Consider the following 22,513-nt stretch of genomic DNA (forward strand, 5'->3'; position numbering starts at 1 on the left):
TGTGCGGTGTATTCCTGTCCTTCCAGGGAGGGGGAATGCGCCAGGTCTTTTCCACGGTGACAGCCGGAATGTCATCAGCCGCGACCAACGGCTGGGCGGCCTTGGCGCGGCGTGGTCCTGTCCTCTGGCTGACCCTGTGCGGCGTGTTGCTGGTCGCCGGGATCTTCGCCGTGACCGCCATGGCCGTCGGCGAATTCCGCGAGCGCACCCTGGCCAACCGCGAGCGCGAGCTGGAAAACACGGTGCAGCTGATAGCACGGCACTTCGATCAGCAATTCCAGGATTCCGACGTCGTCGCCGCCGACCTGATCGGGCAGATGAACCTGCCGGAGATCACCTCGCCGGCGATGTTCCGCGAGCGCATGTCCGGGCTCGCGACGAATCAGATGCTGCGGAGCAAGATCAGCTCCGTCTCCTATCTCGGCGACATCGCGATCTACGATGCCGACGGCGAGCTGATCAACTGGTCGCGGGCCGAGCCGCTGCCCAAGATCAACGTCTCCTCGCGCGCCTATTTCCAGACGTTCAAATCCGATCCGATGGCCGAATCGGTCATCCTGGAATCCGTCCGCAGCTTCATCATCGGCAAATGGACCACGATCGTCGCGCGGCGGCTGAGCGGCGCGGACGGCACCTTCCTCGGCGCCATGGTCCGGCGGATCGATCCGGACAGCTACCGGCAGTATTTCGCTTCTGTCGCGCTTGCCGAGGGTACGGCGATCTCGCTGTTCGATCGCGAGGGCAAGATGCTGGCGCGCTATCCGCATGTCGAAGAGCTGATCGGCAGGAATTTCAAGGACGCGCCGCTGATGCGCAAGATGCTGGCCGAGGGCGGCCGGCACACGCTGCGCGTCAAGGGTCCGATCGACGGCGAGGACCGCCTCGGCTCGGGGGCCTCGCTGTCGCATTTCCCGCTGGTCATCGTCGCGACCCACACCACGAGCGCCGCGCTGGCCGACTGGCGTCAGCAGACCGGCTTCATGGTCACCACGGCAACGCTTTCGGCGATCGTGATCGCATTGATCCTCTTCCTGATCATCCGCCAGATCAGCCGGCAGAACCGGGAAGCCCAGGAGCGGATCGAAGCGGAACGGCTGCGGCTCGACACCGCCCTGAACAACATGTCGCAAGGGCTGATCCTGTACGACGCCGCCGGATTTATCGTCACCTGCAACCGCCGCTACTCCGAGATGTTCGGCCTGTCCGACGACATCATCAAGCCCGGCTGTCACATCCGCGAGGCGATGCAGCATCGCAAGGAGCGTGGCACGTTCGGCGGCGACGTCGAGACGTTTTGCACCGGTGTGATGCGGGTCGTCGCCGAGGGCAAGGTCTCCAGCAGGATCCACGAACTGCCCAACGGCCGCGCCTTCCAGGTCATCAACACCCCGCTGGCGCAGGGCGGATGGGTCGCCACGATCGAGGAAATCACCGAGCGGCGCAATCTGGAGCAGGAGCGCGACCGCAACTACATGTTCCTGCGCGAGATCATCGATCACATCCCCTCGCAGATCACGGTGAAGGATGCTCTGACGCGGCAATATCTGCTGGTCAACCGGACCGCCGAGGAGCAGTTCGGCCAGTCGGGTGACGTCATCGTCGGCAAGACTCCTTTCGACATGTATCCGGAAGCCGCCGCCAGGATCGTCAACGACGACGACAGCAAGGCGCTGCAGGCGCCCGGGGGATTGTTCAAGGACGAGCACGCCTGGCAGAGCCAGACCAAGGGACCGCGCTACATCACCTCGACCCGGATCGGCATTCGCGACAAGTCCGGCGAGCCGCGCTACCTCATCAGCGTCGTCGAGGATGTCACCGAGCGGCGGCGCGCCCACGACAAGATCGCGCATATGGCGCATTACGATGCGCTGACCGACCTGCCGAACCGCACGCTGTTCCGCGAACAGATCGAGCGCGAGCTGGCGAAGGTCGCCGGCGGCGAGCAGTTCGCGCTGCTCTATATCGACGTCGACGAATTCAAGGGCATCAACGATTCGCTCGGCCATCACGTCGGCGACGAGCTGCTGAAGGCAATCGCGACCCGGCTGCGCGGCTGCCTCAAGAAGAGCGACCTGATCGCGCGGCTCGGCGGCGACGAATTCGCGGTGATCCAGAGCGGAATCCAGTCCTCTGCGGACGTGCTGTCATTCGTGACGCGGATCTACGAGGCGATCCGCCAGCCCTATCACTGCCTCGGCCATCAGCTCTCCACCGACGCCAGCATCGGCATCGCGCTGGCGCCGCAGGACGGGACCGATCTCGATCAGCTCATCAAGCACGCCGATCTTGCGATGTACGGCGCCAAGGCCGAAGGACGCCGCACCCATCGCTTCTTCGAACCGGAGATGGATGCGAGCGCCAAGGCGCGCCTGACCATGGAGCAGGATCTGCGCCAGGCGCTGGTGAACGGCGGCTTCGAGATCCACTACCAGCCGCTGGTCGACCTGCGCACCAACGACGTGTCGGGCTGCGAGGCGCTGCTGCGCTGGCGGCATCCCGAACGCGGCAGGGTGTCGCCGGCGGAGTTCATTCCGATCGCCGAGGATACCGGCCTGATCAACGAGCTCGGCGACTGGGTGCTGCGCATGGCCTGCAACGAGGCCGCGACCTGGCCGGCGCATGTGCGGATTGCGGTCAACGTCTCGCCGGTGCAGCTCAAATGCGACACGCTGGCGCTGCGGATTGCCGGCGCACTCGCCGCCTCCGGGCTCTCTCCCTCCCGGCTCGAGCTCGAAATCACCGAGGCCGTGCTGATCCGCGACGACGAGGCCGCGCTCTCGATCCTGCACCAGCTCCGGTCCATCGGCGTGCGCATCGCGCTCGACGATTTCGGCACCGGCTATTCCTCGCTGAGCTATCTGAAGCGCTTCCCGTTCGACAAGATCAAGATCGACCGCTGCTTCGTCGCCGACATCGCGGAGACCAGTGGCGCGCCCGTGATCGTGCAGGCGGTGGTGAACATCGCCGCGGCGAGCCACATGACCACCGTCGCCGAGGGCGTCGAGACCGAGGCGCAGCGCGAGATGCTGCGCGCGCTCGGCTGCACGGAGATGCAGGGTTATCTGTTCAGCAAACCGAAGCCGGCCGCCGAGGTGCGAAAGCTGTTCGGTCCGAACGATGCCGCGCCGGTGGCGGCGGTGGCCTGAGATGGCGAAGCCGAGGAAAACGTCAGCGAAAGCCGTCGACGTCGCGGATTCCTATGCCGTACGGCTGATGCAGCATCTGGTGGTGCCGACCTTCGTGATCGACCCCAAGCGCCGCGTCGTGATCTGGAACAGAGCCTGCGAGCGGCTGACCGGCGTCCCCGCCGCGGAGGTGATCGGCACGACGAAACACTGGCAGGCCTTCTACGAGACCCGGCGCCCCTGCCTCGCCGACCTGGTCGCGCTCGACCGTCCCGAGCAGCTGCCGGAGTTTTATTCGGAATATGCCGCACGCGGCCACAACGGGCTCGGCTTTTCCGCGGAGAACTGGTGCGTGATGCCCAAGCTCGGCAGCCAGCTCTATCTCGCGATCGACGCCGGTCCTATCCACGACGAGGCCGGCCATCTGATCGCCGTGGTGGAGACGCTGCGCGACCTCACCGATCAGAAGCGCGCCGAGATGGCGCTGAAGGAGCTCGCCACCAAGGACGGGCTGACCGGCCTGTCGAACCGGCGCGCCTTCGACCAGATGCTGATGAGCGAATGGGCCCGCGCCCAGCGGACGCAGAAGCAGATGGCGCTGCTGTTCGTCGACGTCGATCATTTCAAGCTGTTCAACGACCGGCACGGCCACCAGAGCGGCGACGAATGCCTGCGCGCGGTCGCTGATGTCGTCAGCCGCCATGCCGTACGCCCGCTCGACCTCGCCAGCCGCTATGGCGGGGAAGAGTTCGCGCTGATCCTGCCCGACATGGAGTGCGATGCCGCCTGCGCCATCGCCGAGGAGATCCGCCGTGCCGTCATGGCCTTGCGGATCGCTCATGGCGCTGCTGGAGCCGGCGACCACGTCACCCTCAGCGTCGGCGTCGCCAGCCATATTCCCACTGAGTGTCTGTTCCAAAACATATTGAGTCGAATGAATCGGTTGTGATTCAAGGTGAGCGGCCTGATTCGATGGGGACGCGCCGCCAATGTGGACTACCGAGAACCGTGCACGCTACGACCGCAGCCGCCTGCGCTATCCGAGCGACTTGACCGACGAGGAGTGGGCGCTGATCGCGCCTCGCATCCCGCCGGCCAAGCGCGGCGGCAACAAGCGTACGGTGGACCTGCGCGAGATTGCCAACGGGCTGATGTACATCCTGAGCACAGGTTGCCAGTGGCGCGCGATCCCCAAGGACCTGCCGCCGCGCTCGACGCTGTATGGCTACTTCGATCTGTGGAGCTGGAACGGCACGCTCGATAAAATTCATCACGCCCTCTATGTCGAATGTCGCGAAAGGGCCGAGCGCGAGGCTTCTCCCACCGCCGCCATCATCGATAGCCAGAGCGTGAAAAGCGCTGAAAAAGGGGGCCTCATGATCTCCATGGCTACGACGCGGGCAAGAAGATCAAGGGCAAGAAGCGGCACATTCTCGTCGACACGCAAGGCCTCTTGATGCACGCCATCGTGCATGCGGCGGACATCCAGGATCGCGACGGCGGCGTGCTCCTGATGGCAACGTTGTTCGGCCTCTATCCCTTTCTTCTGAAGCTCTACGCCGACGGCGGATATCAAGGGCCACATTTCCAGAAGGGGCTGCGTAGCGCTCTGAAGCGCGTGAACCTCGAAATCGTCAAACGCTCCGATCAGGCTCACCGTTTCGTCGTCTTGCCCAAACGCTGGATCGTCGAGCGTACCTTTGCCTGGCTCGGGCGATGCCGAAGACTGTCCAAAGATTGGGAATGCTTCAATCACAGGGCGCTCGCCTTTCTCAAGCTGGCCTCCATCCGACTCATGCTGCGAAAGCTATGCAATCCAAGGTAATCTTTCCGGACAGACTCTGAGACCGACGGCAACCCCGACCGGCTGCTGGGTGCGGCCGACGAGGCGCTCTATGCGGCAAAACGGCTCGGCCGCAACCGCGTCATCTGCTCCGAACGCCTGCTTGCGGAGTTCGCGCGCGCCGATCGCGGCTCGCCCGGGGTTCAAGTCGCCGCCAATCGCCGGTCCAGCCGGGGCTGACGTTCATCCCCCCGAAGGTTCTATTGCGTTCGGCCTCACCAGCAGGTGATGTTGCGCCGGAACAACACGGACATTTTCTTCTCGAAAAGCCGCAATTTCTCGGGCGCTCGTTTGAATATAGATAGGTCGTTGCCTGGAGCCGTACTCGCTTTGAAATATCCCCGCCCATCCCGCAGTGCCCTCCCCACCGCCAAAAACGCCATCGCCTGGTCGCGAGTGACGGCCGAACCCGGCTCGGCCGCCAAGACCAACCGCTGATGACCGAAGCAGCCGGTTCGTTTCGCGGACGTGTCCACCGCGGAACGCAGCAAATTGGTGGCACCTGCATCGAGCTCGAGGCCGCGGGCGAGCGAATCCTGCTCGACCTTGGCCTTCCGCTGGATGCCGACGGCGCGTCCGACGATCTTCTCCCGCCTGTGGCCGGGCTTCGCGTCGAAGATCCAACCCTGCGCGCGGTTGTCCTGTCGCACGGACACGGCGATCATTGGGGTTTGCTCCCCCTGTGCAGACCCAATGTCCCCCTCGCCATGGGCGCTGCGACCGCTCGCATCATGTGTGCGGCAGCTCCTTTCGTGCCCAACGCCTTCGTGCCCAATGTTTCATTCGAGCTGAACGATCGCAGAACCTTCCAGATCGGCCCGTTCAGCATCACGCCCTATCTTGTCGATCACTCGGCCTATGATGCCTATGCGCTGCTGATCCAGGCGGCCGGCCGGCGTCTGTTCTACAGCGGCGACATCCGTGCGCACGGTCGCAAGGGCGGTCTGTTCGAGCGATTGGTGAGCAATCCGCCCCGCGGTATCGACACGATGCTGATGGAGGGGTCGAGCCTCGGCCGTCTCGACGAGCACACGCAATTCCCGACGGAGGACGACATTGAGGCGAGGCTGACCCAGAGTTTTAAACAGCCAGGCTTCGTCATCCTCTCGGCGTCCGCGCAGAACATCGATCGCATCGTCAGTATCTATCGCGCCTGCAAGCGTAGCGGCCGGACGCTGCTGCTGGATCTCTACGCAATGGAGATATTGCGGGCCACCGGCAACGAGCGCCTACCGAACGCCGGCTGGCCCAATTTGTCGGTCTATGTGCCGGAATATCAACGGCGGCAGATCGCAAGGAAAAAGCGCTTCGACCTGCTGGATCCCTACAAGTCCGCACGGATCTACCGCGAGCGCATCACCGAGATCGCCGATCGCACCGTGATGCTGTTTCGCCCGGCGATGGCCGACGACGTGGAGACCGCAAATCTCTGGCCCGGCACCAGAGCGATCTGGTCGCAATGGGACGGATATCTGAAGGATGGTCCCGGCGCCCGGCTGAAGGCGGATCTCGCGACACGCGGCGTTCCCATAGAGATCATCCATACCTCGGGTCACGCCAGCATTCTCGATCTCAAGCGGCTCGCGAACGCAATACAGCCGGACAGGCTGGTGCCCGTTCACACATTCGAAGGCGACAGTTTCGCCAGATATTTTGACAACGTCACGCGACGCAGCGATGGCGAATGGTGGGAGGTATGAGATGAGCTTCAGACGCGGAATCCGGGGCGACGACTTTCGCAAGGCACTCGAGACACTCGCCCAGCAGGATGGGTGGTGGAAAGACGTTCTCACCGATCCCACACTCATCATCGGCATTCGGGACGAGTACCTGAACGTCTATTGGCAGGGACAATCCATCTTCAAAGTGTCATTCAAGGGCGGGAAAGTGACCGCCTCGACGCACGAGAAATATCTGCTGAATCCGGACTTGAAGGATCAGGTCTCGCTGGTCGAGGGGAAGTTCGCCTTCGGCAACGCCGAGCCAAGAATGCTGACGCGCGACTACGAAGGCGCAGCGACGCTGGCGAAGCTCAAAAGGGCGGCATCGCTCTATTCCGGACAGGAGAAGGAAGGCGTCCACGAGATCGCGACGTCCAATCTCTCCGTCGTCGACGTCGAGGTTGCGATCAACGCATCCGGCGTCCCCGGCATCAAGCGGAACCTCCCCCGCATGGACCTGGCGAACTTCGAAACGACGGCGACCGGCGTGGATCTAGTGTTCTGGGAGGCCAAGACGTTCAGCAACCCCGAGCTGGAGAACGGCGACATTGTCGGTCAGATCGCGGACTATCAGAAGGTGATCGACCTTCACAAGACGGAGTTCGATGACAGCTATCGATGCGTTGCGAAGAATCTGGCCGAGATGGCGGAATGGAGCAACGGACTCCGCAATGTGGCTGCGGCGATCAGCGCCGTTGCGAAGGGGGCAAAGATCAACGTGAGCAGCGCCAATGTCGGGCTGCTCGTGTATGATTTCACCGCGGTTCAACGCGATCGGAAGGACAAGGACGGCAAGACGCTGAACGACAGAGTGATTGAATCGCTCGCGAAGGTGGGCGTGGGTCCGGAGCGGATCAGGTTCAAAGGCACGACAAAGGGTCTCACCATCTGAGCCGGCACGCGGGAGAAACCTAATTTGCCGCTTCCCGAGCACGAACTGCTCACCTTCGCGATCGGCGACATCCACGGCTGCTTTGACAAGCTGACGTCGCTGCTCGCCGCGTGCGAGGAGCTTCGCGGCGAGCGGAGCGCGCAGTTTGTGCTTGTCGGGGACTATATCGACCGGGGACCCCAAAGCCGCGAGGTGATGGATTTTCTCGTCGGCAGCGAGGGGAAGCAGGACCGCCCCTTCGTCTGTCTGCGGGGTAACCATGAGGAGATGCTGCTTCGCGCAGCCGACATGGAGCGCACCGACCGCGACCTGATGAATTGGTGGGGCAACGGCGGCGAGCAGACGCTCGACAGCTACGGGATCGACGATCCCGCCGATCTACCGAGCGAGCATCTCGACTGGATACGCGCGCTTCCGCTGACGAGAATCGAGCATGGGCGGCTGTTCGTCCATGCCGGACTACGGCCGGACGTGCCGCTGGCGTCACAATCCGAGCGGGACCTGCTGTGGATCCGGGAACCCTTCCTGTCGTCGGATCACGACCACGGGCTTTTCGTTGTCCATGGCCATACGCCGGTCCGGACCGGGACACCCGATCTGCGGGCCAACCGGTTGAACCTCGATACCGGCGCCTGCTTCGGCGGCCCGCTCACGGCGGCCGTGTTCACCACCTCGGAGACGGGCCCGTCGATGTTCGTGACCGATTCCGGCGAGATCTCGGGACCGGCCGCCCTCCGGGATTGAAGAGCGAAGCATAAGACCAGGAATTGGGCGATGCCGGGCGTCCGGGCCCGGGCAAAGCGGAGGTTGCCCACCCCCCGCCAATCGGCTAAATGAACCTCGACTAGCACCCGTAGCTCAGCTGGATAGAGCGTTGCCCTCCGAAGGCAAAGGTCACACGTTCGAATCGTGTCGGGTGCGCCAGTCTCCTTGCTCTTTACCGAGACTGTGTGCCGGACCGAGATTGTGTGCCGGCTTTTGACGCTGTGACGGCACCATCCATCAAATGTTGCGGCTCGCAATCTGGCCTTCGCAACGTCGCGCGCGCGTCCGGCTAAGCACGTCGAATGGAAAAGCGGTCACAAATCCCTGATCGCCTGCGCAATTGATTGCACCCTTAAATTGTACTATTGTTCATGGGTTGCGGAAAATGAGCCTGATCGCAGCATGTTTCTGGTCGCGATCATCGGGGCAGGTCCGATTGTAGGCGTGATGTCGCAGACCGATATCCGGCTATTGTCGGACTGAATCACCCCGGGAGCGCTCATCCCGCAAGCTATGAGCCAACACGGAACCTGCTTGACGACGTCGGTCCAGTGGCGGCGCCAGGAACAGAGCTTCGCAATCAATCGAGTCGGGAGGGGTGCTTCAGATGAAAACCATCGCCCAGTTCGTCGAGGATCGCATTACGACGCTTTCCGACCTGAAAGACGCACTACAGACCGCGATGCAATTGGAGTTCTCCACCATCCCGCCTTATCTTTGCGCGCAATGGTCGATCAACAGCGACCCGGGCGGCGTCGGCGGTATGATTGAGGACATTGTGGTGCAAGAGATGTATCACTTTGCCCTGGCAGGCAACATGCTGACCGCGATCGGCGGCGCGCCATCCATTGCCAATGCGGCCTTCATTCCGAGCTACCCGACCAATGTCCTGCCCGGAGAAATTCTGCAAAAGTTGCCCGTTGATCTGAAGCCGCTTACGCCAGATCAAGTTCAGGTCTTCATGCAGATCGAGTATCCGGAATTTCCACCGGTTGCGCTCGCCGCAAGAACGGGACCCGCGACGATCGGTGATTTCTACGATGCGATCGCCGAGGGTTTCACCACAGTCAATCCCGCGATCAATGCCAGCGCCTTCGCGGTCAATTCGGGGGAAGCAACGCCGATCAAGAGCATCGCCGATGCGCAGGCGGCGATCCAGCTGATCAAGGCCGAAGGTGAAGGTACGGAAGGCTCTCCTAACCAACCCCCAACCGGCAATGCAACATTCGCCCACTATTATGTCTTCAAGGAAATCTACACCGAGAAAACGCTGGTGCAGGATGCGGCTGGCCATTGGAGCTTTACGGGAGCACCAATCCCGTTTCCGACCTGGTTCGATTTTCAGCAATCGACCGTCACACCGAGTCCGTCGCTTGCGTTCAATCAGGCCCTGTCGCAGCTCTTGATCGGGCTTCAAACGTGCTGGACAAGCGGTACAAGACCCAGCATCGGCGCCATGTTCACACTTCAGTCGCTTGGCACGGACCTCATCCAGCAGGGCATTCGTCCTGAGTTCCTATGGGCGCCTCCGTCGGCATGAACTCCGGATCTGCCGCCTGCCTCTCTCACGTCAGCATCGAGATGATCGACTGGATCTGATCGGAGGCGGACGTCACCAGGGCGTCATACGACGTATGACCGTGCGCGGCAGCTTTCAAAATGCATTCGGCGACAGCGGCTTTCAGACCGAACACCGACTGATGGGCCGGCACGCTCGCCATCACGGTCTCGAGGGCCTGGCGCATGGTCTGAACGAGCTCGGAGCTGTATTGCATTGGCTGTCCTCCGCGCCCCCATGTAGGAACGCGGGCCTAGGCTCGCCACTCACAAGCTTGAGATTGCTCTTTGATGAACCCTGGACAAATCGCCTCAATTCAAGCGCCAGATGGCCGCATTGAGCAGGCCGGCAAAGGCGACCCAGGCTGCGTAAGGCACAAACAACGCAGCGGCCAGCCTGTCCCGTGATGTCTCGAGACTGATGTAGGTCACGATCGCGACGAACAGACAGATGAGGATGACGAGCGCGGCGCCGATCTGGTGCATCGTGAACATCACCGGAGACCAGACGAAATTGAGCGCCAGTTGCGCGGCCCAGACCTGCATCGCTCGACCCGACGGCTCACGGCGAAAAGTCCGCCAGCCCGCAACCGCGATCATGATGTAAAGGATAGTCCACGCCACCGGGAACGCCCAGTTCGGCGGCACGAAACCCGGCTTGGCAAGGGCCGCATACCACTCTCCCGGAAGATTGGTCGCGCCGATCAGCCAGCCGATGCCGACCACACCGACGACGAAGACCAACAACTGAAGCATCCATCACCTCGCGCTTCTCTTCGGGCAATTGTATCATCGTTCCATGAGCGAATCCGGCACGGTGACTGGCGAGGCCTCGCCCGTCCGCAAGATCATCCATATCGACATGGATGCCTTCTATGCGTCCGTGGAGCAACGCGACAATCCGGAGCTGCGCGGCAAGCCGGTCGCCGTCGGCGGCTCCGCGGAACGCGGCGTCGTCGCGGCCGCCAGCTACGAGGCCCGCAAGTTCGGCGTTCGCTCTGCGATGCCGTCGGTGACCGCGAAGCGGCAATGTCCCGACCTGATCTTCGTCAGGCCGCGCTTCGAGGTCTACAAGGCGATCTCCAGGCAGATCCGCGACATCTTTGCCGAGCACACGCCAATCATCGAGCCATTGTCGCTCGACGAGGCCTATCTCGACGTGACCGAGAATTTGCAAGGCATCCCGCTGGCGCGGGACGTCGCCTTGCTGATCCGTGAGAAGATCAAGGCCGAGACCGGCCTCAACGCTTCGGCGGGCATCTCCTACAACAAGTTTCTTGCAAAGCTCGCCTCCGATCATCGCAAGCCCAACGGTCAGTTCGTGATCTCGCCGGAGATGGGACCCGCCTTCGTCGAGACGCTGCCCGTCGGCAAGTTCCACGGGATCGGCCCGGCGACCAGCGCGAAGATGAATGCGCTCGGCCTGTTCACCGGCCTCGACATCCGCAACCAGACGCTGGAGTTCATGAATGCGAATTTCGGCAAGTCGGGCGCCTATTACTACTGGATCTCACGCGGCGTCGACGAGCGGCCGGTCCGGGCCAACCGGATTCGCAAGTCGATCGGCGCGGAGACGACGTTCTCGACCGACCTCGACGAATACGGCGCGCTGGCCGCCGAGCTCAAGCCGCTCGTCGACAAGGTCTGGCGCCATTGCGAGACGACCGGCAACCGCGGCCGCACCGTCACCCTGAAGATCAAGTTCGCCGACTTCGAGATCATCACGCGCAGCAGGTCCGTCACAGCGCCGGTTGCAGGCCGGGACGATCTGGAGCGGCTGGCCTGCAGCCTGCTCGAAGTCGAAATGCCGCTGCCCAAGCGCGTCAGGCTCGTGGGGGTATCGCTGTCTGCCCTCCAGGACGGCGACGATGCGGAGCCGCAGCTGACTTTCGGCATTTGAACCAGACTGGAAAGGCCCTCCGCGAACGCGAGATCCTTGTCCGCGGCGCGGCTCCAAACCAGCCATGGAAGGTGGCGGGATTTTCAGACCCGCCACCCGTAGAAGCCGATCCGCTCGGGCCAATCAATGCCTCACGTGCTCGAACACGACGATCACACCCGTCGGCTCCGGCTCATGGGCCATCAGGCGCGTGAGGTCGGCATCGCTCCAGTCGGCGAGGCTGACGACTTCGCCGGTCTGGCGCTCGGCGCTGACCGACGGCGTCGGCTCGAGCACCTTCAGGCCCGTTTCGTCGACGAAGAAGGTGTGTTCGCCGAACATGCTGTTGAGCTGCGGCATGGCGGGATGTTCGTCGGGCAGCACCTGGGCGCCGAGTTGGTTGACGGTCTGCTTCACCTGTTCGGATGTGAGCTTCATGAGCTGCTCCGTTTCTGTCGTGCCGGGTTTCAGTGAGTCGAGCCAAAACGGGCGTTCCCTGCGCCTGTGTCGCCTGACTCAAATTCCCGAACGGGTGTTGCGCACGAATGTTCCGGAAAAATGCATTTCGTGATCGCGAGTTTCATCTGCCGCGCTCGCGGCACGGGATCGCCACACGATGCACATGATCCGCCTGTCGATGGCGCTATTCGACGGCTTCGACGATCCGGATGTCGCGGTCGGCACCATCGCCGAGCAAGTCGTGAGCGGCCTTGTAGGCGGGACTTTCATACGCCGCCTTGGCGCGCTCGACGCTGTCGAACTCGATGAGAACGACGCGTTCCATCAAGCCGTGCTCGAAGGCTGCGGCCGGCATCCCGCGCGCGAGCACGCGTCCACCGGCGGCCTCGATGGCCGGACGCGACAGCTTGGCGTAGGCCGCCATGGCATCGGGGCTCTTGATCGCGCGGTAGGTCGCAACCCAATAGGCTTTTGCCATTTTGTTTCTCCTGGTTTCTCGTGACTTAGTGCTCGCCTCGGTTCTCGCCAACCGAGAGCGCGCAGATGCGTGACAGATATGTGTAGGGCAGACCGGTCTCCTCGGCCCAGGCGTTGAACTGTGCCTGCACCTTTGCGAGATCGCCCTTGGACTTCACCTCTTCGGCGATGTCGAGGCCGGCATCGCGCAGGCAGGCGACGACATCCCTGGAGGTGACAAAACCATCCCAGCCGACGAAGCGCAGCAGCATCTGCCCGGTGTTGCCGCCGAGCCGGCTGCCGCGCTTGGTCAGGAGATCGAGCAGGCCGACCTCGTTGGATGGCGGCCATTTCGCCAGAAACTTGCCGAAGCTGCCGTGCTCTTTCGCGATCTCCTGGACGAAGGCCGCGTTGTCGCGCACCGACATGATCTTGGCGCCGTTGCGCACGATGCGCGCGTCGCGCACGAGGCCCTCCCAATAATCCTCGGGCTGGAAGGTGAGCTTGGCCGGCTGGAAATGCAGGAACGCCGCTTCAAAGCCGTCCCATTTCGAATCGATCACGCTCCAGGCAAAGCCGGCACAAAACACCCGCCTGGTCATCTCGGCGAGGATGCGATCGTCGCCGAGCTTGGCCAGCCCCTTCAGGTCGGGCTTTTCGGGCATCAGCCTGTCGAGCGCCTTGGGGCCGCCCTTGCGTTTCTCGGCGCGGGCACGAATGGTCTTGAAGGAGGTCATGCGGATACAGGCGGTTGAGGATGCGCCACGACATCAGAATTCGATGACACGGTCCAGCCCTGCGGTGCCCGGCTACTTGCGCACGCCAATGCACCGCAGCATGCTGCCGGCCATTGGCCTGACGAAGAGAGCAGCCATTCTGGTCTGCTTCTTGCTTTATAAATAACGTTTTGGAATTCCCGGACCTTTTCAAACCCGCCACGGATTTTCAATGCGCTGCCTGGTCGTGGCCGATTTGCACTACTCGCTGCCGCAGCTCGACTGGCTGGTCAGCGCGGCACCGCAGTTCGACCTCGTGATCTTCGCCGGCGATGCGCTCGACATCGGCTCGATGGTGGATTTTCGCGCGCAGATCGTGGTGGTGAAGAAATACCTCGCGTTGCTCGCGGCGCAGACCCGCGTGATCCTCTGCTCCGGCAATCACGACCTCGACGAGCGCAATGCGGAGGGCGAAAAGATCTCGCGCTGGATCTCGGAGGTGCGGGAGCTCGGGATCACTTGCGACGGCGGCAACCTCACCATCGGCGACACGCTGTTCACGGTGTGCCCGTGGTGGGACGGCCCGCTGGTCAAGCAGCGCATCGTCGAGCAGCTGCGCGACGCCGCCGCCAATCGTCCGCAGCGCTGGATCTGGGCGCATCATGCGCCGCCGGCGAATTCGCCGACGAGCTGGGGCGGCAAGCGCTTCTTCGGCGATGTCGATCTGGTGCAGTGGATCATGCAGTATCAGCCGTCGATGGTGATCTCGGGCCATGTCCACCAGTCGCCCTTCATCGCCGACGGCTCGTGGTTCGACCGGCTCGGGCTGACCTGGGTGTTCAACGCCGGCCTGCAACCGGGCCGACCGCCGACGCATATCGTGCTGGATCTCACTGCGGACAAGGCGTTCTGGCTGGCAGCGGGCGAAGCGCAGTGGATCGACCTCGGCGCACCGCTGAAGCGGCCCGCAAACACCGTCGAGGAGCCGCCGGACTGGCTCACATCCTTGGATCGGATTGTCGATCCGAGCCTGGCGAGACCTCGAGCGGCGGCAAGTTGATCATGCTCTGGAGCACCTCGCCGACCATGGCGAGATGCGTGCCGTGGCCGGCATATTGCCGCTTGAGATCGGCGAGATAGGTGTTGGCGACGTTGAGCCGCTGCGCCAGCGTGCGCGCGAGCAGCAGCGCGACCTCGGGCCGCTGAATCAGGAATGATGCCGCGTCCTCGAACTCATAGATGACGGAATCCGAGCTGGCCCGCACCGTTGCCGTATGCGGCAACCCAAGCAGCACGGACATCTCGCCGAACACGGCGCCGGGCTCGGTGATGGTCGCGACCACCGTGTCGCTCTTGAGCACCTCGAGCTTGCCCTCGACGAGCACGTAGAGGCGGCCGCTGCTGGTGCCGCCCTCGGTGACGACCGACGTGCCGGCCTTGACCTGCCGCTCCGTTCCGCCGGTGCAATGATCCAGAACTGCGCGCATCGCCGAAGCTCCCATCGCTGGGGAAATCCAGGCGATACTAGAGCACGATCCGTGCCAGGCGGCAACGCGCGGACGGGCTATCGCGACAAGCGCTTTGCGAGATGAACCGACTGCCAGTCTCCGAGGCCGGTATCCCGGAAGCCTGCCCTCTTCGCCAGACCACGCATCTCGGCATTTGTCCGCGCAGTCTCGGCCGCGATCATCTCGTGGCCAAGATCGGTCGCCCGCGTCTCCATCGCCGTCATCATCTGCAAGCCGAGGCCCAGGCGCTGGAACGCATCGGCGACCGAGATGGCGAACTCGCCATGCCGTGCAGTCGCATCATAGGCGTAGTTCGCTTCGCCGATGATGGTGTGCTGCCCTCCCTGCCTGACTTCGGCGAGCAGGGTGAAATGACCGGGACGGCCCGTCCTCGCCGCGCATTCGGCCGCGACCAGGGCGACGTCGGTACGCGCGCCCATGAAGCGCTTGTTGCGCGACGTGGTGGACAGTCCGGTGAAATAGACCGACAGGTTCTCGACGTCGGATACACTGGCGGTCCTGATGCAGACCGTGCCCTTCGCTTCGGCCAGTTCGACAGGCTCGACGACGGCTCCCGGAAACAACAGTGACATGCGTGATGCTCTCGGCAGGTTGCGTGGCTCGCACACCTAACCGAGGCCGCGCTTCCGCGGCTTGGACACCACTGCCAATCATGCGGCTGAAAACGAACAGCTCGTTGTCCCGTGCCGTACATCACACACGGGAGAGTGACGGCACCTCGTCGGGCATGATCGCCTGGAGGCCGCCGAAGCGGCGCTCGCGGCCGTGGAAGGACGCCAGCGCCGCGGAGAGATCGCCCGCGTCGAATTCGGGCCACATCCGCTCGGTGAAGTGAAGCTCGGCATAGGCGCCTTCCCAGAGCAGGAAGTCCGACAGCCGCTTCTCGCCGGAGGTGCGGATGATGAGATCGACGTCGCGAAGGCCTGCTTCACCTGTGACGAGTTGCGAGAAGGCTTCGCGTGTGAGGCTCGTCAGTGCCGCCGCCTTCGCTGCGGCGTTGAGGATAGCGTCGCGCGCGGAATAGTCGACCGCGATGCGCAGGTGAAGCGCGCGGCCGTGCGCCGTGGCGTCCTCCGCGCGCGCGATCGCATTGGCGATGCCGTCGGGCAGACGGTCACGGCGGCCGATCACGGTGAGGCGCACGCCGTTCCTGGCGAGGCTCTGCACCTCGTTGGCGAGATAGAAGCGCAGCAGCGTCATCAGCGCGGCGACTTCGGTTTTTGGTCGTCGCCAATTGTCGGTGGAGAAGGCGTAAAGTGTCAGCGTCCCGATGCCCTGCTTGGGTGCGGCCTCGACGATGCGGCGGATCGCCTCCACGCCGGCCTCGTGGCCGCGCAGGCGCGACAGCCGCGGCGCGTCGCCCACCGGCCGTTGCCGTCCATGATGATGCCGACGTGAAGCTTCTCGTTGCGAGAGGTCATGTCGCTTTGCATTGCAAAGTCTCCGGTCAAAAAAGGGGGATCAAGTCGAGATGATACCGAGACGGCCGAACGGCGGCGCGTCGCGGCCGGCAGCCTTGGCGGCGTCGCGCACCAGCCGCTCGAGCACGGCGAGATAGTCGAGGAAGCGGCGGCGGCCGGCCTTGGTCAGGCGGCAGGTCGTGTGCGGGCGGTTGCCCTCATAGCCCTTGGTCACCTCGACGAGGCCGGCCTCCTGTAGCACGGCAAGATGCCGGCTAAGATTGCCGTCGGTGAGGCCGCAGAGTTGCTTGAGGTCGGCGAACGCCAGACCCTTCGGATGCGCCATCAGCGAGGTCAGAAGCCCGAGCCTCGCCTTCTCGTGGATGACGCGGTCGAGCCCTTCATAGGAGAAGGGTGCGCTGTCAGTCTTCGACATCATGGTCTCCGGACGCGAAATACAGAATGCCCGCCATCACCGACTGCCCGATCACGAAGGGCAGTCCCATGGTCCATGGCGATAGCGTGTGAGTCCGGCTCGCGAGCACCACGACCGCGAAGCCGGAAATGAAATACCAGGCGCCCGCGAGCGCGACGGTGCGCGGCAGCGAGCGGACGGAAGCGAAAATGCCGAGCGACACCAGAATCTGCCACAGGCCGGGCAACAGCCACAGCGTCTCGCTCGCGAACTTCCACATCACCACTGCGAGCAGCACGCCGGCGACGCCTGCGGGCAGGAACTGCTCGACCGCCTGATGGATCATGGCATCGGCCAGGCCAGAATGATGACGGCGCGAGCGCGCGCGCATCTCGATGCCGATCATCAGAACGGAGAGCACCGCGGCCATGAACCAGCCGAGGAAGAAGCCGACCGGCTCGCTTGTGGGATCGCCGAGCAGCCAGAATTGGAGGATTGCGGTAAGAAGCGCGACGGCGCCCGTCGCAGCGATCGTCGCCGGGCCATAGCCGCGGAACGCCGTGCCCGCCGCAATCTGGTTGCGGATCGCCACGATGTCGGCCAGTGCCTTGTCGAGATCGCGCATTGGCAACGCCAAAACCCCGCTCCGCCCAATTAACCGGGACCGCCCGTCCCGTCGTCACTTTGTATCGCAAAGTATATCGCACCGCAAAGTAAAGGCAAGCCCGGAAGTCGCAGCCGGATGGTTCGATCCGCTTAAACAACTGCCGGTTGCGCCGCACGACCTCGGCCGGATAAGATGGCTTCAAAAGCATTCCGGGGGGAAGGAAGTATGTGGCTTAAGTCATTTGTCGTTGCGTCTCTGTTGCAGGTGAGCGTCGCCGGCATCGCGCATGCGAAAGGACCATTCGGCAGCGTCAATGTCGGCAACTGGATCGGCGGCGCCTTCAGCAATGACGAGACGGGCGCTTTCTCCCATTGCGCCGCGACGACGCCTTATGCGAACGGCGTCATCCTCGTCGTGAGCCAAAATGCCGCCGGCACATGGTCGCTCGCCTTTGCGAGTCCCAGCTACCGCTTCAACAAGGGCGAGAACGCCGCGATCGACGTGACCTTTGACGGGCAGGAGCAAGCCAGGCTGTTCGCCACGGCGAACCAGCCCAACATGCTCACGGCCATCATGCCGGTCAATGTTGTGCGCACGTTTCAGAAGGCGAGCCTGATGGTGGCGACAGCCGGCCGCGCCGTTCTGAATTTCGATCTGACATCGACCGGGCCGGTGATCGCCGCATTGGCCAATTGCGTGACCAAGGTGAAAGCCGACGGGCTCGACAAGGCCGGCGACTTCACCAAGATGGCCGCCAAGCCGCAGCCTGCGCCGGACAAGCAGGCGCCGCCGGCCGGCGGCAAAGTTGCCAGGGCCAAGACCGGCACCGGCTTCGTGGTCAGTGCGAACGGCCACGTCGTCACCAACAACCATGTGATCGACGGCTGTGTCGGCGACATCAAGGGCAACCTCACCGGCGAAGCCGCGATGGTGCTGCGCGTCGTATCGAGCGACGTCAACAACGATCTCGCTTTGTTGCAGGCGCCGTCGACGACGACATTCAAGGACTTTGCGCGGATCCGCGATCGCTCGATCCGCTCCGGCGATTCCGTCATCGTAATCGGCTTTCCCTTCCATGGCTTGCTCACGTCGGACTTCACCGTGACGACCGGTATCGCGAGCTCGCTCAGCGGCATGCGCAACGACACGCGTTTCCTGCAAATCAGCGCGCCGGTGCAGCCCGGCAATAGCGGCGGCCCGCTGTTCGACACCACCGGTCAGATCGTGGGCGTGGTCACCGCAAAGATCCCCGCACTGCGCATCGTCGCTGCGACCGGCAACATTCCGGAGAACATCAACTTCGCCATCAAGACCGGCATGCTGCGCGACTTCCTCGACAATTCCGTGGTGCCCTACCAGACCGCCGAACCGAAGGGCGAGCTCAAGACCACCGACATCGCCGGCAACGCGCGGCCGTACACGATGCTGATCTCGTGCAATGGCACGGAGCAGGCCGACGCGAAGCGGTAGGGCGCGGCGGAAGGACAGCTGCCTCGCCGCTCTCCGCTGTCATTCCCCGCGAAAGCGGGGAATCCAGTACGCCGCGGCTCCTCCGTATCACGCCACGGCCTCTGGAATACTGGATCGCCCGATCAAGTCGGGCGATGACACCGTTGGTGTGGGCACAGCGCACCCGCCGTCTCACCCGTGGCAGCAAGCCCCCTTCGCCTGCGGCTCATACTGGTCGCGCAGGCGGACCCAGTCCATCGGATAGGGCAGGCCGTCCTCGTGACGACCGAGCGGGGTGAGGTCGAGATATTGATAGGCCGCGTTCATCATGTCGAGACCGCGCGCGAAGCATGAATAGGTATGGAAGATCTCGCCGGCCTCGTTGCGGTAGAACACGCTGATACCGGGCAGCTCCGGACCGTAGAACGGCGTGGTGCCAAAGTTGTATTTCGGCACGCCCTTGTCGATCTGCTCGCGCGTGAACGAGACCTCGTAGTCGTAGTTGAAGTCGTTGCTCCCTGACGAGACCCAGTCGAAGGTCCAGCCCATCCGCTTCTTGAAGGCCTCGAGCTTGGCGCTAGGTGCCAGCGAGATCGCAACCGTGGAGGTGTCGCGCGCGGCGAGGTGCGGCACCATGCGATCGAGAGCGTCGGCCCAGAACGAGCAGCTCTTGCACGCGGCCTCCCAGTCGGGAGCGAACATCACATGCTGCACCACGAGCTGCGGGCGCCCCCCGAAGAGATCGCCGAGCGTCACCTTGCCGTTCGGTCCGTCGAATACATAGTTCTTGTCGACCTTCACCCAGGGCAATGCGCGGCGCTGCTCGGCGAGGCGCTCGCGGGCCTGGCTGAGCTCCTTCTCATGCGCCAGGTGGGCCTTGCGGGCCGCGATCCATTGCTCGCGCAAGACGATCTGATGTTGCTGCACGGTATCCTCCATGGTGGAGGGCGACGAAGGCGTCGAGCTTGTCGAGGCACGAGCTCCAGCCGCGCCGGTGATTGTCGCGTGCGGTTTCGTCGAAGAACTGGGCGTGATGGAAGATCATCAGCGTGCCGGCGCTATCCGGCTTCAGTGTGATCGTCACCAACGATTCGCGCTCCGGCGTCGAATGCCAGGCCCAGGTGAACACCAGCCGCTCGTTCGGCACGACCTCGCGATAGATGCCGCCGGCCTCGAAATATTCGCCGTCGTCACCGGTGAAGCTGATGCGGTAACGGCCACCGGTACGGACATCGAGCTCGGCGTCCAGCGTCGCCGGCTTCATGTTCGGCGGCCCGAACCACTGGACTAGCTGCGCGGCTTGCGTCCAGGCGGCGTAGACTTTCTCCGGCCGTGCGCGGAGCCGGCGCGTGAGCGTGAGCGTGAGCGTGAGCGTGAGGCTGGGCCGCTCGCTTGGACGTTCGGCTGTGCGGGGATCGGCGTTGACGGCTGCGTTGGCCATGTCTTGTCCTCCACGAAGGCGGCGAGGCGGTCGAACTTCTCGGACCAGAACTGCGCGTAGCGATTGAGCCAGTTCATCGCCTGCTCCATCGGCTGCGCGGTGAGCCGGCAGGACACCGTGCGTCCGGTCTTCTCCCGCACGATCAGGCCCGCATCCGTGAGCACGTCGAGATGCTTCATGATCGCCGGCAGCGAGACCGGAAACGGCGCGGCCAGCTCGCTCACCGACAGGCCGTCCCGCTCGCCGAGCCGCGCGAGAAGGGCACGCCGCGTCGGATCGGACAGCGCCGCAAAGGTCCGGTCGAGCGTCTTGTCTCTATACTTAACCATTTGGTTTAGTATAGACGTGAACGAGAAGGCGTCAAGCAGGAACCCGCGCGTCCGGATCTGCACGACTGCGTGATCAGGCAGTGCTCAGTGTGAGGCGCGACTAGTACGGACGAACGTACCGACCGCGTAGTGACGGCTGAAGCGGAGGCCGTACGGCCACCTGGGCAGGATTTTGCGCGCAATAGCCCTTGCGGCCCGACGCGCTCATCTGACACTGCTCGCGGGTCTGATAGGAGCAGTCGCCGGGATAGCCGTATTCCGAGTTCTGAATGCACCACGCGTAATCATAGTCCGCGCGCGCCGGGCTCCCGCCAGCGAGCCACACAAGGACTATGGTGCCCAGCACAAATTGCGCCTTGCCCATGACCGACCTCCCATGTTCGCCGCGCGACATCCGACCTCACAGAGTGAAAGGCTCGCGGAGCCGGTTTATTCCGGAGCGATCGCGCAAAAATACGCGGCTGCGCAATGCGCGCGCGGCTAGTACGGTGCAACGGGCCGCGCGCGACGGTGCGGCCGAGGTTGCGGCTGCGGCGCCTGGCCATAGGCCACCATTGGATTGGGCCCGCAGTACAGCAGGCGGCCGGAGACGCTGGCCTGGCATTGCTCATAGGTGCTGTAGGCACATTCGCCGGGATAGTCATACTCGCCGCCCTGGGCGCACCAGGGATAGTCGCGGGCCGCCGCGGGCGTGACGGTGACGAAGCCGGCAAGGACCGTCGCGCCCAGCGTCAGCAGCGCCAATTGCGTCTTGCGCATGATCCAGACTCCTCTCTTCACAGGGCGAGATACGCGCCATGTATCATCAGGTTTCGCCGAGCCGTTTTATTCCAGATCAACGGAACGAAGTACGCAAGAAAAAAGCCCTGCCAGGCGGCAGGGCTCCAATCTCAGGGATCACAAGATCGCTACTCGACCTTCAGGCCGGCGAACTCGACGACCTTCTTCCACTTCTCGGTCTCGGCCTTGATCTCCTCGCCGAACGCCTCCGGCGTCTGCACCCGCGGCTCGCCGCCGAGTTCGACCAGTCGCTTGGTCATGTCGGGCTCCTTCATGAGCGTATTGATCTCATTGTTGAGCTTGGCGATGATCTCCTTGGGCGTGTTCTTCGGCGCGCCCATGCCGAACAGCGCGCTGGCCTCGTAGTCCTTCACGGTCTCGGCGATCGCCTGGACGTCGGGCAGCTGCGGCGAGCGCTCCGTGGTGGTGACGCCGATCGCGCGAAGCGAGCCGGAGCGGATGTGCTGGATGATCGAGGGCATGTTGTCGAAGATCACCTGCACCTGGCCGCCGAGCATGTCGGTGATCGCCGGCGCCGCGCCGCGATAGGGCACGTGCTGCATCTTGCAGCCGGTCAGCGCCATGAACATCTCGCCGGACAGATGCACCGAGGTGCCGTTGCCGGACGAAGCCATGTTCACCTTGCCGGGATTGGCCTTCACATATTCGATGAACTCGGCGACGTTCTTGGCCGGAACGTCCTTGTTGACGGTCATCACGTTCGGCACCCGCTGGAACGAGGCCACCGGCGCGATGTCGCGCACGAAGTTGAATTTGAGGTTGGTGTAGAGCGAAGCGTTGATGAAGTTGGCCGGATTGACCAGCTGCAGCGTGTAGCCGTCGGGCTCGGCATTGACGACCGATTCGGTGCCGATATTGTTGCCGGCGCCGGGCTTGTTCTCGATCACAAATTGCTGGCCGAGCCGTTCCGACAGCCGCTGACCGATCAGCCGCGCCAGGATGTCGGTGGCTCCGCCCGGCGGATAGCCGACCACCCATTTCACGGGCCGGGCCGGATAGTCGGCGGCAAGGGCCTTCGACAGCGGGGTGGCTGCAAGCGGACTGGCGGCGAGCAGGCCCAGCGCGGTACGGCGAGTGATCATCTCAAGGGTTCTCCCAACGTGTTGTTCTTGAAAGCCAGATGGCTTCA

24 protein-coding genes, 1 tRNA gene and 3 pseudogenes are annotated in these 22,513 nt (G+C 63.5%); 11 read left to right on the forward strand and 17 right to left on the reverse strand.

The window, feature by feature from the left end:
- Positions 1–35 precede the first annotated feature (35 nt).
- The 3 genes and pseudogenes from HAP41_RS47080 to HAP41_RS47090 all read left to right on the forward strand — a co-directional run bounded on the left by HAP41_RS47080 (position 36) and on the right by HAP41_RS47090 (position 4,950).
- Positions 36–3,146 (forward strand): bifunctional diguanylate cyclase/phosphodiesterase, encoded by a 3,111-nt coding sequence (locus HAP41_RS47080; RefSeq protein WP_166066176.1) that lies wholly within the window; start codon positions 36–38, stop codon positions 3,144–3,146.
- Position 3,147: 1 nt separating this feature from the next.
- Complete coding sequence (locus tag HAP41_RS47085) at positions 3,148–4,074, forward strand: sensor domain-containing diguanylate cyclase (RefSeq protein ID WP_166066174.1); 927 nt, start codon at positions 3,148–3,150, stop codon at positions 4,072–4,074.
- Between the two features lie 40 nt (positions 4,075–4,114).
- Positions 4,115–4,950, forward strand: a pseudogene (locus HAP41_RS47090) (IS5 family transposase).
- Between the two features lie 233 nt (positions 4,951–5,183).
- Here the strand turns inward: HAP41_RS47090 and HAP41_RS47095 are convergent.
- Complete coding sequence (locus HAP41_RS47095) at positions 5,184–5,633, reverse strand: hypothetical protein (protein WP_248577263.1); 450 nt, start codon at positions 5,631–5,633, stop codon at positions 5,184–5,186.
- Between HAP41_RS47095 and HAP41_RS47100 the strand changes: the two genes are divergently transcribed.
- The 5 genes from HAP41_RS47100 to HAP41_RS47120 all read left to right on the forward strand — a co-directional run bounded on the left by HAP41_RS47100 (position 5,526) and on the right by HAP41_RS47120 (position 9,886).
- Positions 5,526–6,668: an MBL fold metallo-hydrolase gene (locus HAP41_RS47100; RefSeq protein WP_248577257.1), complete on the forward strand. Its 1,143-nt coding sequence runs from the start codon at positions 5,526–5,528 to the stop codon at positions 6,666–6,668. The two genes, HAP41_RS47095 and HAP41_RS47100, sit on opposite strands and share 108 nt — an antisense overlap.
- Before the next feature lies 1 nt (position 6,669).
- Complete coding sequence (locus HAP41_RS47105) at positions 6,670–7,581, forward strand: hypothetical protein (RefSeq protein ID WP_166066172.1); 912 nt, start codon at positions 6,670–6,672, stop codon at positions 7,579–7,581.
- Between the two features lie 24 nt (positions 7,582–7,605).
- Complete coding sequence (locus HAP41_RS47110) at positions 7,606–8,325, forward strand: metallophosphoesterase family protein (RefSeq protein WP_166066171.1); 720 nt, start codon at positions 7,606–7,608, stop codon at positions 8,323–8,325.
- A 103-nt stretch (positions 8,326–8,428) separates the two neighbouring features.
- Positions 8,429–8,505 (forward strand) — tRNA-Arg (locus HAP41_RS47115).
- 448 nt (positions 8,506–8,953) lie between these two features.
- Complete coding sequence (locus HAP41_RS47120; protein ID WP_166066170.1) at positions 8,954–9,886, forward strand: ferritin-like domain-containing protein; 933 nt, start codon at positions 8,954–8,956, stop codon at positions 9,884–9,886.
- Positions 9,887–9,911: 25 nt separating this feature from the next.
- On the opposite strand, the gene HAP41_RS47125 is transcribed toward HAP41_RS47120, so the two are convergent.
- Positions 9,912–10,121: a hypothetical protein gene (locus HAP41_RS47125; RefSeq protein ID WP_166066169.1), complete on the reverse strand. Its 210-nt coding sequence runs from the start codon at positions 10,119–10,121 to the stop codon at positions 9,912–9,914.
- Between the two features lie 94 nt (positions 10,122–10,215).
- Positions 10,216–10,659 (reverse strand): TspO/MBR family protein, encoded by a 444-nt coding sequence (locus tag HAP41_RS47130; RefSeq protein ID WP_175617967.1) that lies wholly within the window; start codon positions 10,657–10,659, stop codon positions 10,216–10,218.
- A 43-nt stretch (positions 10,660–10,702) separates the two neighbouring features.
- Here HAP41_RS47130 and dinB point away from each other — a divergent pair, with 43 nt between their 5' ends.
- Positions 10,703–11,803, forward strand: a complete 1,101-nt coding sequence (gene dinB, locus HAP41_RS47135; protein ID WP_166066168.1) for a DNA polymerase IV — start codon at positions 10,703–10,705, stop codon at positions 11,801–11,803.
- Positions 11,804–11,926: 123 nt separating this feature from the next.
- Here the strand turns inward: dinB and HAP41_RS47140 are convergent, their stop codons facing one another.
- The 3 genes from HAP41_RS47140 to HAP41_RS47150 all read right to left on the reverse strand — a co-directional run bounded on the left by HAP41_RS47140 (position 11,927) and on the right by HAP41_RS47150 (position 13,434).
- A complete protein-coding gene (locus tag HAP41_RS47140) occupies positions 11,927–12,220 on the reverse strand; it encodes a hypothetical protein (protein ID WP_166066167.1) in 294 nt (97 codons plus the stop codon).
- Positions 12,221–12,425: 205 nt separating this feature from the next.
- On the reverse strand, positions 12,426–12,719 hold the full coding sequence (locus tag HAP41_RS47145; protein WP_166066166.1) for a DUF1330 domain-containing protein: 294 nt from the start codon (positions 12,717–12,719) through the stop codon (positions 12,426–12,428).
- A 25-nt stretch (positions 12,720–12,744) separates the two neighbouring features.
- Positions 12,745–13,434: a DNA-3-methyladenine glycosylase I gene (locus HAP41_RS47150; protein WP_085405091.1), complete on the reverse strand. Its 690-nt coding sequence runs from the start codon at positions 13,432–13,434 to the stop codon at positions 12,745–12,747.
- Between the two features lie 211 nt (positions 13,435–13,645).
- Here HAP41_RS47150 and HAP41_RS47155 point away from each other — a divergent pair, with 211 nt between their 5' ends.
- The gene (locus tag HAP41_RS47155) at positions 13,646–14,473 is read left to right on the forward strand and encodes a metallophosphoesterase family protein (RefSeq protein ID WP_166066165.1); all 828 of its coding nucleotides are present in this window, start codon (positions 13,646–13,648) and stop codon (positions 14,471–14,473) included.
- Here HAP41_RS47155 and HAP41_RS47160 read toward each other — a convergent pair.
- From HAP41_RS47160 to HAP41_RS47180, 5 genes and pseudogenes are all read right to left on the reverse strand, one after another.
- The gene (locus HAP41_RS47160; protein ID WP_166066164.1) at positions 14,412–14,900 is read right to left on the reverse strand and encodes a Crp/Fnr family transcriptional regulator; all 489 of its coding nucleotides are present in this window, start codon (positions 14,898–14,900) and stop codon (positions 14,412–14,414) included. The genes HAP41_RS47155 and HAP41_RS47160 overlap by 62 nt on opposite strands.
- Before the next feature lie 77 nt (positions 14,901–14,977).
- A complete protein-coding gene (locus tag HAP41_RS47165) occupies positions 14,978–15,514 on the reverse strand; it encodes a GNAT family N-acetyltransferase (protein ID WP_166066163.1) in 537 nt (178 codons plus the stop codon).
- Between the two features lie 121 nt (positions 15,515–15,635).
- A pseudogene (locus HAP41_RS47170) lies at positions 15,636–16,375 on the reverse strand (di-trans,poly-cis-decaprenylcistransferase).
- A 28-nt stretch (positions 16,376–16,403) separates the two neighbouring features.
- Complete coding sequence (locus HAP41_RS47175; protein ID WP_166066161.1) at positions 16,404–16,778, reverse strand: winged helix-turn-helix domain-containing protein; 375 nt, start codon at positions 16,776–16,778, stop codon at positions 16,404–16,406.
- A complete protein-coding gene (locus tag HAP41_RS47180; protein ID WP_166066160.1) occupies positions 16,765–17,382 on the reverse strand; it encodes a hypothetical protein in 618 nt (205 codons plus the stop codon). The genes HAP41_RS47175 and HAP41_RS47180 overlap by 14 nt, the downstream gene beginning before the upstream one ends.
- 207 nt (positions 17,383–17,589) lie before the next feature.
- Here HAP41_RS47180 and HAP41_RS47185 point away from each other — a divergent pair, with 207 nt between their 5' ends.
- A complete protein-coding gene (locus HAP41_RS47185) occupies positions 17,590–18,834 on the forward strand; it encodes a S1C family serine protease (protein ID WP_166066159.1) in 1,245 nt (414 codons plus the stop codon).
- A 171-nt stretch (positions 18,835–19,005) separates the two neighbouring features.
- Here HAP41_RS47185 and HAP41_RS47190 read toward each other — a convergent pair whose 3' ends face one another.
- The 6 genes and pseudogenes from HAP41_RS47190 to HAP41_RS47215 form a co-directional block, all read right to left on the reverse strand.
- The gene (locus HAP41_RS47190; protein ID WP_208012680.1) at positions 19,006–19,740 is read right to left on the reverse strand and encodes a DUF899 domain-containing protein; all 735 of its coding nucleotides are present in this window, start codon (positions 19,738–19,740) and stop codon (positions 19,006–19,008) included.
- A pseudogene (locus tag HAP41_RS47195) lies at positions 19,673–20,089 on the reverse strand (SRPBCC family protein); the annotation flags it as partial. The gene HAP41_RS47190 and the pseudogene HAP41_RS47195, both read right to left, overlap by 68 nt.
- An 11-nt stretch (positions 20,090–20,100) precedes the next feature.
- The gene (locus HAP41_RS47200; RefSeq protein WP_166066156.1) at positions 20,101–20,583 is read right to left on the reverse strand and encodes an ArsR/SmtB family transcription factor; all 483 of its coding nucleotides are present in this window, start codon (positions 20,581–20,583) and stop codon (positions 20,101–20,103) included.
- Between the two features lie 100 nt (positions 20,584–20,683).
- The gene (locus HAP41_RS47205; protein WP_321576601.1) at positions 20,684–20,977 is read right to left on the reverse strand and encodes a DUF3551 domain-containing protein; all 294 of its coding nucleotides are present in this window, start codon (positions 20,975–20,977) and stop codon (positions 20,684–20,686) included.
- Positions 20,978–21,063: 86 nt separating this feature from the next.
- Positions 21,064–21,342 carry a DUF3551 domain-containing protein gene (locus tag HAP41_RS47210; RefSeq protein WP_071908969.1) on the reverse strand — a complete coding sequence of 93 codons (279 nt, stop codon included), beginning with the start codon at positions 21,340–21,342 and terminating at the stop codon, positions 21,064–21,066.
- 149 nt (positions 21,343–21,491) lie between these two features.
- The gene (locus tag HAP41_RS47215) at positions 21,492–22,466 is read right to left on the reverse strand and encodes a Bug family tripartite tricarboxylate transporter substrate binding protein (RefSeq protein ID WP_071908968.1); all 975 of its coding nucleotides are present in this window, start codon (positions 22,464–22,466) and stop codon (positions 21,492–21,494) included.
- Between the last annotated feature and the right edge of the window lie 47 nt (positions 22,467–22,513).

Origin of the sequence: Bradyrhizobium barranii subsp. apii (assembly GCF_011516635.5) — a bacterium.
In the GTDB taxonomy this organism is placed as follows: Bacteria; Pseudomonadota; Alphaproteobacteria; order Rhizobiales; family Xanthobacteraceae; genus Bradyrhizobium; species Bradyrhizobium barranii.